This window comes from Aliiroseovarius sp. CAU 1755 (assembly GCF_054482655.1).
This window is the reverse complement of the sequence record NZ_JBTLRH010000003.1, coordinates 637,141-647,304: the sequence shown is the minus strand read 5'-3', so window position 1 is coordinate 647,304 and position 10,164 is coordinate 637,141. Positions and strand designations below refer to the sequence as shown.

Below are 10,164 nucleotides of genomic sequence, written 5' to 3'. Positions count from 1 at the left end.
TACTGCCAGTGTTAAGGAGTGACCATGCCGCACCTGTCTTTCGAATGCAGCCACGGGCTGGGCCAGCAGGCAGATTTGCCAGCGCTGGCCGAGACCATGCGCGCCGCACTGGCCGCCACGGGGCAGTGCCCCATCGGCGGCATCCGCGTGCGTGGGTTCGAAGCGGACGTTGACGCCATCGGCGACGGGGCAGGCGGGTACCACTTCCTTGATATGATCCTAAGGCTTGGACAGGGTCGGGACGAGGCGACGCGCGACGCCATCGCCGACCAGCTATATGCGGCAGTTGAGGCTGCTCTGCGCCCACAGATGGGCGATACGCCCTTCATTCTTAGCCTTGAGGTTCAGGACATTGAAACCCGCTTCAGCCGCAAAAGCTGGAGCACGATCCACGCGGCCCTCCGCGAAAAGGACTTGGAATGAGAAAACTTGAACGCGCCCTTCCCATCGCGCTGCTTCACGCGCGTGAAGCAACCCTGAAGCCCTTCCGCCACGAGCTGGACCAGATCGACCTGACCGTGCAGCAATGGCGGGTGATCCGGGTGCTGGCCGAGGGCAAAGCCTGCTGTGCGACCGAACTAGCGGAACGCTGCGTGCTGATGCCGCCAAGCCTGAGTCGCATCCTGAAAAACCTGACGGAACGTGGGCTGATTGAGCGGGTGAACGACAGCGACGGCCGCCGTCGAAAGGTGCAGATCGCGCCTGCGGGTTGTGCGAAATACACGCAAATGTCGGGCAAGGCCGCGAAGATCTATGAGGATCTTGAAAACCGGTTCGGGCACGAGAAGATGGAAACGCTGCTGGACCTGCTGAACGAGCTTTACGCGGTGGCCGAAGCCTCCTGACGCTGCAATGCGCTTGCGTCGTGACAGTGCGCGGCTTACCCATGGGAAAGGTTAGATTAGAACGAGGTTCCCATGAGCGACCAACACACCGCGCCCGAAGGCGACATTATCCTGCGAACACTGGCGATGCCCAAGGATACCAACGTGTCCGGGGACATCTTCGGTGGCTGGGTGCTGAGCCAGATGGACATCGCAGGCGGCATCATCGCTGGCGAACGCGCACAAGGCCGCGTTGCCACGGTTGCGGTGAATGCAATGAAGTTCATCCAACCGGTGAAAGTGGGCGACGTGCTGTGCGTCTATGGCCGGGTTGGACGGGTCGGCACCACGTCGATGGCGATTGAGCTTGAAGCCTGGGTCAACCGCGATCGTCTTGGCGAGCGCCAGAAGGTCACCGAAGGGGTGTTTGTGTTTGTGGCGTTGGATGACAAGGGGCTGCCGGTGGCGGTGGAGAAGGGGTAGCGCCCCAAACTGCAATGCCCCGTCCGGTCGATAGACCGGACAGCGCCCCGCTGATCGGCAGGTGATTGCTTGCAATCACCGAGAGATGACCCTCCCCACGGGAGGGCGCTTCACGCCCGCCTAGAGGTCAGGCGCTGTCCTTGTGTACCAAAGAAGAAGGGCGATCCGAAGACCGCCCGACGTTCAAACGAACAAGCCGATGATTGTCAGCAAGAGCGCAATGGTTCCAACAACGTCACCATATGACACTCGCCCCTCTATCTTGTATGAAAATCGCATTGGAATTGTCCTTAGCGATGCCCATGCGCACGAGCGTTAAAGAACACTCAGTGGATTATACTGCCCTTGCTAGCAGTTTGAGCAACCGTTCGGCCGATTGGCTGCTCGAGCGGAGCGCGACCCGCTAGCATTGCTCGTTGAATCACTCGCAGAGTTGCCTCGGACGTCCTTCGCCTTTCACCGCTAGGCTACTCGACTTAGCGCCGCTAAGCACTTCCCAGATCGTGGGCAGGTTTAACCTTGTTCCCGAAGGAGTGGCGCACCTTCCCTACAGCCGACCTCGTCGGCCTCCATGGGCTAGAACAATATAAGAACTTCCGCGTCGAGCTTCAATAGCAAACAAGCGCGAACGCGGATTTGAAGTCAAATCCACTGCCTCGCGCCGATGAAAAACGGCCCCTTAATCGGGGCCGTTTGTTCATCTCGTAAACTTCTTATGCTTCAACCGCTTGGGCTCCAGTGCATCCGGCCCCAGCCTGCGCTTCTTGTCCTCTTCGTAATCCTCGAAGTTGCCTTCGAACCATTCCACATGCGCTTCGCCTTCGAAGGCAAGGATGTGGGTACAGATACGGTCAAGGAAGAAGCGGTCGTGGGAGATGACGATGGCGCAGCCGGCGAAGTCCACCAGCGCGTCTTCGAGGGCGCGCAGGGTTTCCACGTCGAGGTCGTTGGTGGGCTCATCGAGCAGCAGGACGTTGCCGCCCTCTTTCAACAGGCGCGCCATGTGGACGCGGTTGCGTTCACCGCCCGACAGCAGGTTCAGCTTTTTCTGCTGATCGCCGCCCTTGAAGTTGAAGGATGAGCAATAAGCCCTTGAATTGACTTGCGCATCACCCAGTTCGATCAGCTCGGCCCCGCCAGAGATCGCTTCCCACACGGTTTCGTTCGCGTTCAGATCATCGCGGGACTGGTCGACATAGGACAGTTTCACGGTGTCGCCGATTTCGATGGTGCCGTCGTCGGGTGTCTCTTCCCCGGTGATCATCTTGAACAGGGTCGATTTACCGGCGCCGTTGGGGCCGATCACGCCGACGATGCCGCCGGGGGGGACGCTGAAGGACAGATCCTCGATCAACAGTTTATCGCCCATGTGTTTTTTCAGGCCGTCGACCTCGATCACCTTGGACCCCAAACGCGGCCCGTTCGGAATGACGATCTGTGCGCGGCCCACGCGGTCACGTTCAGACTGGCCTGCCATTTCGTTATAGGCGTTGATCCGGGCTTTGGATTTCGCCTGCCGGGCCTTCGCGCCCTGACGCATCCATTCCAGCTCTCGCTCCAGCGTTTTTTGCTTGGATTTGTCTTCGCGCGCTTCCTGCGACAGCCGCTTGGCCTTCTGTTCCAGCCAAGCGGAATAGTTGCCTTCGTAGGGGATGCCACTGCCGCGATCGAGTTCCAAAATCCAGCTGGTGATGTCATCCAGGAAGTAACGGTCGTGAGTGACGATCAGGATGGTGCCTTTGTAGTCGATCAGGTGTTGTTGCAGCCACGCGATGGTTTCGGCGTCCAGGTGGTTGGTCGGCTCGTCGAGCAGCAGCATGTCGGGAGCTTCAAGCAGCAGCTTGCACAGGGCCACACGGCGCTTTTCACCGCCTGACAGCTTGGTGACGTCGGCGTCATCGGGGGGGCAGCGCAGGGCCTCCATCGACACGTCGATTTGCGCGTCCAGATCCCAGAGGTTCTGGGCGTCGATTTCATCCTGCAGCTTGGCCATTTCCTCGGCGGTTTCGTCCGAGTAGTTCATGGCCAGTTCGTTATAGCGTTCGAGGATCGCCTTCTTATCAGCCACGCCTTTCATGACGTTGCCGCGCACGTCCAGCGATGCGTCCAGTTCCGGTTCCTGTGGTAGGTAGCCAACCTTGGCGCCCTCGGCGGCCCACGCTTCGCCCTGGAAATCCTTGTCGATCCCCGCCATGATCCGCATCAGCGTCGATTTACCGGTGCCGTTCACGCCGACCACACCGATTTTCACGCCGGGCAGGAAGCTCAGACGGATGTTCTCGAAGCATTTCTTGCCACCGGGATAGGTCTTGGAAACCCCGTCCATGTGGTAAACGTATTGATAAGCGGCCATGGGATGTGTCCTCGCGTTTGACTTCCGGTTGTCTTAGCCAGACAAAGGGGGCAGGGCAACCCGAAGGAGCTTTCATGACCTACCATCCGGCTGAAGATCGCTATGAAAAGATGGAATATCGGCGTTGCGGGGCGTCGGGTCTGAAACTGCCTGCGGTCAGCTTGGGGCTGTGGCACAATTTCGGGCATGACTTTCCACATTCAAACAAGCAAGCGATTTGCCGCGCGGCGTTCGACAACGGGATCACGCATTTCGATTTGGCCAACAATTATGGCCCGCCCGCTGGCAGTGCGGAGGAAGCATTTGGCGAGATTTTGCGGACGGATTTTGTGGGCTTCCGTGACGAGTTGATCATCAGCTCCAAAGCCGGCTACGACATGTGGCCGGGGCCCTATGGTGAATGGGGCAGCCGCAAATATCTGATTGCCTCGTGCGATCAAAGCCTGAAGCGGATGGGCGTTGATTACGTCGATATCTTCTACAGCCACCGGTTTGACCCTGACACACCGCTTGAGGAAACCATGGGCGCGTTGGATCACATCGTGCGGTCAGGGCGGGCGCTGTATGTCGGGATTTCCAGCTATAACAGTCAGCGCACGCGCGAGGCGGTGGCGATCCTGAATGATCTGGGCACGCCCTGCCTGATCCACCAACCCAGCTACAATATGCTGAACCGCTGGGTCGAGCGGGATGGGTTGAAGGATACACTGGCCGAATTGGGCGTCGGGTCCATCGCGTTCACACCGCTGGCGCAGGGCTTGCTGACGGGCAAATACCTGAAGGGCATTCCCAAGGACAGCCGCGCCAGTCAGGGCAAATCTTTGGCCCCATCGCTGGTGTCCGACAATGTGGTGAAAAGCCTTCGTGCGCTGGCGGGTATTGCAGAGCGTCGCGGGCAGACGCTGGCGCAAATGGCGATCGCATGGGTCTTGCGTGATGGCGGGATTACGACGGCCCTGATCGGTGCGTCGCGGCCTGAACAGGTTCTTGATTGTGCGGGCGCCGTTCACAATCTGGCGTTCACCAAAGACGAGCTGGCCGAAATTGACGCCTGTATCAGCGAAGAGACTGCAAACCTGTGGGCCGCCTCGTCCGAGACGGACTAGGGCAGGCGACACGCGAAACAGGCCGGGCAAAGAGATCCAGATGCGCTACGAACTGCCATATGCACGGCCCGGACAGGTGGTCGGTCTGTTGGGAGGGTCCTTCGATCCGGCCCACCAAGGTCACGCACATATCACGCGAGAGGCGCTGAAACGGTTCGGGCTTGATCGTGTCTGGTGGCTCGTTTCACCGGGCAACCCGTTGAAAGAAAACGGACCCGCAGCGATCGAGGTGCGGCTTGCGCGCGCGCGTGTGGTGATGCAGCACCCGCGCGTCGACGTCACAGACATCGAGCGCCACACTGGAACGCGCTACACCGCGCAAACGCTGAAAGCGCTTCAAGCCATGTATCCCGGTGTTCGGTTTGTCTGGTTAATGGGCGCGGACAATCTGGCCGACTTTCACCGCTGGGGCAGGTGGGAGTGGATTATGGCCAATTTCCCGGTCGGTGTGATCGCACGCCCGGGCAACCGGGTGGCGGCACGGATGTCCCCGGCGGCCAATCGGTTTCGACAGGCGAAAATATCGGGGCGCGCCTCGCATCTGCTGGCGCGCGCGCCATCACCCGCTTGGTGCCTTGTGAATGTGCCGATGGTCGATGTCTCGTCGTCCCAGATCCGCGCGCAGGGCGACTGGTAGGGGCACTCTTGCAGGCCCGCGGCCCCCTCCAAGCGCGACGTTCAGTCGTGGGCGGTTCTTTATCGGCTTGCTCTCATCGGGTCGGCAAGGTTTACTTGCCCGTATGACGGGAGTTATTTCACGGCGTGCGGTTCTTGGGGGGCTTGGATCAGGCCTTGCAAGCGTGGCTTATGCAAATGCACCGACCCGGTCGATCCGACCTGCGTCCAAAGCGCCGGGGTTTGACAAGCTTACACTTCCCAGCGCCGATGCCTTGGTCGCACAGGCAAATCTTGGCGGTAAGCTGGGGTTTGTCGTCGCCGACGCAAACACGGGCGAGGTGCTGGAAGTGCGAAGCCCCCTGTTGCCACTGCCGCCAGCCAGCGTCACGAAGGCCATCACCGCAGTCTATGGCATGTCGGTTCTGGGCGCCGAGCACAGCTTTCCGACCGAGGTGATCGCCACAGGCCCGATCGAGGCGGGTGTCGTTCAGGGTGATCTTGTCTTGGTGGGAGGGGGCGACCCGACGCTGGACACGAACGCACTTGCAGCAATGGCTGCGGCGTTGAAAGCCAAGGGCGTGCTGGCGCTGAAGGGAAAGTTCCTGGTGCACGGTGGACGGCTTCCCTATCAGCGTGTGATAGATCCCGGACAACCTGATCACCTTGGCTATAATCCGGCCGTTTCGGGATTGAACCTTAACTACAATCGCGTTCATTTCGAATGGAAACGCGCAGGGCAAAGCTTTGACGTTGCGATGGATGCAAGGTCGGACCGGTTCCGTCCATCCGTCAATATGGCCAAGATGCAGATCGTTGATCGCAAGGTGCCGGTCTATACCTATGAAGATGCGATGGGGGTGGACAACTGGACGGTGGCGCGCGGGGCGTTGGGCAATGGCGGATCACGTTGGCTGCCAGTCCGCCGCCCTGACCTGTATGCGGGCGAGGTGTTTCAGGTCTTGGCGCGTGCACAAGGCGTGCGGCTGCCGCCACCTGTCGCCTCTGGCGATGCGCCGCAAGGCGTGGTGTTGGCGCAGCACAGGTCACGCGCGCTGACAGAAATCGCGCGGGGTATGTTGAAATACTCAACCAACCTGACAGCCGAAGTCATTGGCCTGTCTGCCAGCACCGAGCTTGGCGCAGCACCAACCAGCCTGTCGGGGTCCGGTGCCATGATGGCCACCTGGGCCAAGGCCGAGCTGGGGGCAAACAGGCCGCAATTTCAGGACCATAGCGGGTTGGGTGATGGATCACGCCTATCGGCGCTGGACATGGTCAAGGTGTTGGTCAGCGCTGGTCCCGCCGGCGCGCTGCAGGGGCTGATGAAAGATGTCACGCCGCTTGACGTCAAGGGTCGGCCGAGAAACGCAGCCCCTTATGGCATTCAGGCCAAAACAGGGACGTTGAACTTTGTCAGCTCCCTTGCTGGCTATGTGACGGCACCGGATGAGCGGCGCTTGGCGTTTGCGTTTTTCTCGGCAGATTTGGACCGTCGCGCCGCGATTAGCCGCCAAGACCGAGAGCGACCCGCAGGCGCAAAGGGTTGGAGCCGTCAATCCCGCTGGCTTCAGCACCAATTGCTGGCGCGCTGGGCCATCATGCATGGCACCTAGGCGCGTTGTGGTGCTGCCAACAGAGGCTAAGGGCGACCCTTCACCGCCTTTGTTTAGGGCCGTGGCGGTATGTTGACCGCGATTTGCGAGGCCGGGCGATCGGCGCATTCGGTGTGCCAGCGCAAGACATTGGCGTAGCTTTCAAGCTGTAGGACATCGGCCGCTTTGTAGCCTGTAAAAAGCGCACGCACCCAAGGCCAGATGGCAATGTCAGCGATGGAATAGTCGTCGCCTGCTACCACAGAACGCCCTTCAAGCCTTTGATCCAAAACAGATAGCAGACGCTTGGCTTCGGCCTTGTAGCGATCCAACGGACGTGGGTCTTCAATCTCTTTCCCGCCATAGGCATAGAAGAAACCGAACTGTCCCAACATCGGGCCAAACCCGCCCATCTGCCACATCAACCACTGAAGGACTTCGGCGCGCTTTGCCGGGTCCGTGGGCAGAAACTGTCCTGACTTTTCGGCCAGGTAGATCAGGATGGCCCCACTTTCCCAAAGCGGCAGGGGTTTTCCGTCTGGTCCATTGGGGTCGATGATCGCCGGGATCTTGTTGTTGGGATTCAGCGACAGGAATTCAGGTGTGAACTGGTCGTCGGTCGAAAAGTTGACCAGATGCGCCTCGTAAGGGAGCCCGGTTTCTTCCAGCATGGCAGATGCCTTGATGCCGTTGGGCGTGGGAAGCGAATAAAGCTGGATCACGCTGGGATCTTTGGCGGGCCAGCGTTTGGTGATCGCAAATTGTTCAAGCATGAACGTCCTTTCAGGGGCGAGCGCCGTGAGATGATTGCAAGAAAGCGGGATTGAGCGCGCTTAAGGCGACAGGGATCCGCTTATAGGGTTGCGTGGCGCGCACGGGCGCCGCGTTCGATGGCAGCGGCATGCAGGCGGTCGATGTTCAACTCATAGCGGATCTCTTCCAGCAGACGCAGCTCGGTCTCGCGCAAGGCACCATCGGCTGCTGCCACGTCGCAGGCCAGCGCATAGGCGGTTTCCCACAAGGCTTCGGGAAGGTTGTCGCGCACGAGTCCGAAAAGCGCATCAAGCCCATCTTCTACACTGAACAGGTCAAACACTGTTTGTGACACTGTCTTGACCCGATCTGCGTCGTATGTCGCAAAGACGGGAAGGTGGTTGACGATGACCTCGATCTTGACCAGTTCGGCCGAGTTGATCTGTTCGTCTGACGCCGAAACCGCGATCATGACAGCGATCAGACAATCTTCGGCAGTCAGGGAATGTGGGATGCTTTGCACGTTGGATGCTCCTATTCGTTGCAGTGCAGAATATTGACCCGACGCGTTCATCGCAATAGGGAGAGCAATGAGCACGATATTGGTGTGCGGGCGTGGTGTCCGTGCCATGAAAGGAAATGCAAATGTCCGAAATGCGAGACGCTGCGATGAGTTCGAAAGCCTGGCCCTTTGAAGAGGCACGCCGGGTTCTCAAACGTTATCAAAAAGGCGCGCCGGAAAAGGGCTATGTGCTGTTTGAAACGGGCTATGGACCATCTGGCCTTCCCCATATCGGCACGTTTGGGGAAGTGGCCCGCACGACGATGATCCAGCGCGCGTTCGAAGTCATTTCAGACATCCCGACGCGGCTGATCTGTTTTTCGGACGATCTGGACGGCATGCGCAAGGTGCCGGGCAACGTGCCCAATTCCGAGGGTTTGCATGAACATCTGCAAAAGCCCCTGACTTCGGTGCCCGATCCGTTCGGCACCCATGAAAGCTTTGGCCATCACAACAACGCCATGCTGCGCCGGTTTCTGGACACGTTCGGCTTTGAATATGATTTCTACTCGGCCACTGATTTCTATCGCTCGGGTCAGTTCGACGAGGTGTTGAAACGCGCCGTCGAGAAATACGACGAGATCATGGAGGTGATGCTGAAGTCACTGCGTGAGGAGCGTCGCCAGACCTATTCGATCTTCCTGCCGCTGCATCCTGAAACTGGGCGTGTGCTTTATGTGCCGATGAAAAATGTCGATGCGGAAAATCACACGATCACGTTTGATGACGAGGACGGACGCGAATGGACCCTTCCGGTCACCGGCGGCAATGTGAAACTGCAATGGAAACCAGATTTCGGCGCGCGCTGGGCCGCGCTTGAAGTCGATTTCGAGATGTATGGCAAAGACCATTCCACCAATACGCCGATTTATGACGGGATTTGCCGGATTCTGGGCTGGCGTCCGCCGGAACACTTTTCGTATGAGCTGTTTTTGGATGAGAACGGACAGAAGATCTCGAAAACGTCTGGGAATGGCGTGTCGATTGACGAGTGGTTGACCTACGCTTCGACGGAAAGCCTTGCCTATTTCATGTATCTCAAGCCGAAAACGGCCAAACGGATGCATTTCGATGTGATCCCGAAGGCAATGGATGAATATCACCAGCAATTGCGGGCTTATGAAACGCAAGATCTGAAAGCGCGGTTGAACAACCCGGTTTGGCACATCCATGGCGGAGACGTGCCGCAATCGAAGATGGTGGTGTCGTTCAGCATGCTTTTGAACCTTGCCTCGGTCGCATCGGCGGATGACAAGGAACAGCTTTGGGGCTTCATCCAACGTTATGCGCCTGACGCCTCGGCCCAGACCCATCCGGATCTGGATGCGGCGGCGGGGTATGCCGTCAAGTATTATCAGGACTTCGTGGCACCTGCGCGCACGTTCCGGCTGCCGACCGATCAGGAACGCGCTGCGATGGAGGAGCTTGCGACCGCGTTCCGCGATGGCGATACCGCACTGGACGTGATCGCGCGCAAAAACGCGCAGATGGGCAATGACGACCCGCTGCCCGAGGTGGATTTCACCTCGGACGAGTTCTTGCAGTCGATTGTTTTTGCAGTTGGCAAGCTGCACGGGTTCGACAATTTGCGCGATTGGTTCAAAGCCCTTTACGAAGTGCTTCTGGGGGCAAGCCAAGGCCCGCGCTTTGGAAGTTTCGCAGCCCTTTATGGAGTGAGCGAAACCGCCGAGTTGATTGAACGGGGGCTGGCGGGCGACTTGACCAGCTAGAGCTTTTTCAACTGACAGAAGAAGAACGGCGCGCCCTATTTGGCGCGCCGTTTTGCGTTGCGGTGTGGCTGTGCAACGCGCGCCCCCGTTAACGCTCGTTAAACCCTTGTTGATAGCCCTTTTGGCGTTTCTTGCCCCGTTCG

The 10,164-nt window shown here is 59.0% G+C and carries 10 protein-coding genes; 7 read left to right on the top strand and 3 right to left on the bottom strand.

Annotation, left to right across the window (positions count from 1 at the left end; translation table 11 throughout):
* The first annotated feature begins 24 nt into the window (after positions 1-24).
* From ACXYMP_RS15110 to ACXYMP_RS15100, 3 genes are all read left to right on the top strand, one after another.
* Positions 25-423 (top strand): 5-carboxymethyl-2-hydroxymuconate Delta-isomerase, encoded by a 399-nt coding sequence (locus ACXYMP_RS15110; RefSeq protein WP_458907303.1) that lies wholly within the window; start codon positions 25-27, stop codon positions 421-423.
* Positions 420-845, top strand: a complete 426-nt coding sequence (gene hpaR / locus ACXYMP_RS15105) for a homoprotocatechuate degradation operon regulator HpaR (RefSeq protein ID WP_298566239.1) — start codon at positions 420-422, stop codon at positions 843-845. The genes ACXYMP_RS15110 and hpaR overlap by 4 nt, the downstream gene beginning before the upstream one ends.
* A gap of 72 nt (positions 846-917) precedes the next feature.
* Positions 918-1,307: an acyl-CoA thioesterase gene (locus ACXYMP_RS15100; RefSeq protein ID WP_458907301.1), complete on the top strand. Its 390-nt coding sequence runs from the start codon at positions 918-920 to the stop codon at positions 1,305-1,307.
* A gap of 697 nt (positions 1,308-2,004) precedes the next feature.
* Here the strand turns inward: ACXYMP_RS15100 and ettA are convergent.
* Entirely contained in the window at positions 2,005-3,660 is a 1,656-nt protein-coding gene (gene ettA, locus ACXYMP_RS15095; RefSeq protein ID WP_458907299.1) for an energy-dependent translational throttle protein EttA, read from the bottom strand.
* Between the two features lie 74 nt (positions 3,661-3,734).
* Between ettA and mgrA the strand changes: the two genes are divergently transcribed.
* From mgrA to dacB, 3 genes are all read left to right on the top strand, one after another.
* Complete coding sequence (gene mgrA / locus ACXYMP_RS15090) at positions 3,735-4,766, top strand: L-glyceraldehyde 3-phosphate reductase (protein ID WP_298566245.1); 1,032 nt, start codon at positions 3,735-3,737, stop codon at positions 4,764-4,766.
* 40 nt (positions 4,767-4,806) lie between these two features.
* Complete coding sequence (locus ACXYMP_RS15085; RefSeq protein WP_458907297.1) at positions 4,807-5,403, top strand: nicotinate-nucleotide adenylyltransferase; 597 nt, start codon at positions 4,807-4,809, stop codon at positions 5,401-5,403.
* A gap of 103 nt (positions 5,404-5,506) precedes the next feature.
* Positions 5,507-6,997: a D-alanyl-D-alanine carboxypeptidase/D-alanyl-D-alanine endopeptidase gene (dacB, locus tag ACXYMP_RS15080; protein ID WP_458907295.1), complete on the top strand. Its 1,491-nt coding sequence runs from the start codon at positions 5,507-5,509 to the stop codon at positions 6,995-6,997.
* Positions 6,998-7,050: 53 nt separating this feature from the next.
* Here dacB and ACXYMP_RS15075 read toward each other — a convergent pair whose 3' ends face one another.
* On the bottom strand, positions 7,051-7,749 hold the full coding sequence (locus tag ACXYMP_RS15075) for a glutathione S-transferase N-terminal domain-containing protein (protein WP_298566249.1): 699 nt from the start codon (positions 7,747-7,749) through the stop codon (positions 7,051-7,053).
* Positions 7,750-7,829: 80 nt separating this feature from the next.
* On the bottom strand, positions 7,830-8,201 hold the full coding sequence (locus ACXYMP_RS15070; RefSeq protein ID WP_298566782.1) for a tellurite resistance TerB family protein: 372 nt from the start codon (positions 8,199-8,201) through the stop codon (positions 7,830-7,832).
* Positions 8,202-8,374: 173 nt separating this feature from the next.
* On the opposite strand from ACXYMP_RS15070, the gene ACXYMP_RS15065 reads away from it, so the two are divergent.
* Positions 8,375-10,021 (top strand): lysine--tRNA ligase, encoded by a 1,647-nt coding sequence (locus ACXYMP_RS15065; RefSeq protein WP_458907292.1) that lies wholly within the window; start codon positions 8,375-8,377, stop codon positions 10,019-10,021.
* Positions 10,022-10,164: the final 143 nt, after the last annotated feature.

What these genes read in the sequence shown, in the direction of transcription:
- ACXYMP_RS15110 (WP_458907303.1), top strand. Translation starts at nt 25, where the DNA reads ATGCCGCACCTGTCTTTCGAATGCAGCCACGGGCTGGGCCAGCAGGCA.
- hpaR (WP_298566239.1), top strand. Translation starts at nt 420, where the DNA reads ATGAGAAAACTTGAACGCGCCCTTCCCATCGCGCTGCTTCACGCGCGT.
- ACXYMP_RS15100 (WP_458907301.1), top strand. Translation starts at nt 918, where the DNA reads ATGAGCGACCAACACACCGCGCCCGAAGGCGACATTATCCTGCGAACA.
- ettA (WP_458907299.1), bottom strand. Translation starts at nt 3,660, where the DNA reads ATGGCCGCTTATCAATACGTTTACCACATGGACGGGGTTTCCAAGACC.
- mgrA (WP_298566245.1), top strand. Translation starts at nt 3,735, where the DNA reads ATGACCTACCATCCGGCTGAAGATCGCTATGAAAAGATGGAATATCGG.
- ACXYMP_RS15085 (WP_458907297.1), top strand. Translation starts at nt 4,807, where the DNA reads ATGCGCTACGAACTGCCATATGCACGGCCCGGACAGGTGGTCGGTCTG.
- dacB (WP_458907295.1), top strand. Translation starts at nt 5,507, where the DNA reads ATGACGGGAGTTATTTCACGGCGTGCGGTTCTTGGGGGGCTTGGATCA.
- ACXYMP_RS15075 (WP_298566249.1), bottom strand. Translation starts at nt 7,749, where the DNA reads ATGCTTGAACAATTTGCGATCACCAAACGCTGGCCCGCCAAAGATCCC.
- ACXYMP_RS15070 (WP_298566782.1), bottom strand. Translation starts at nt 8,201, where the DNA reads ATGATCGCGGTTTCGGCGTCAGACGAACAGATCAACTCGGCCGAACTG.
- ACXYMP_RS15065 (WP_458907292.1), top strand. Translation starts at nt 8,375, where the DNA reads ATGTCCGAAATGCGAGACGCTGCGATGAGTTCGAAAGCCTGGCCCTTT.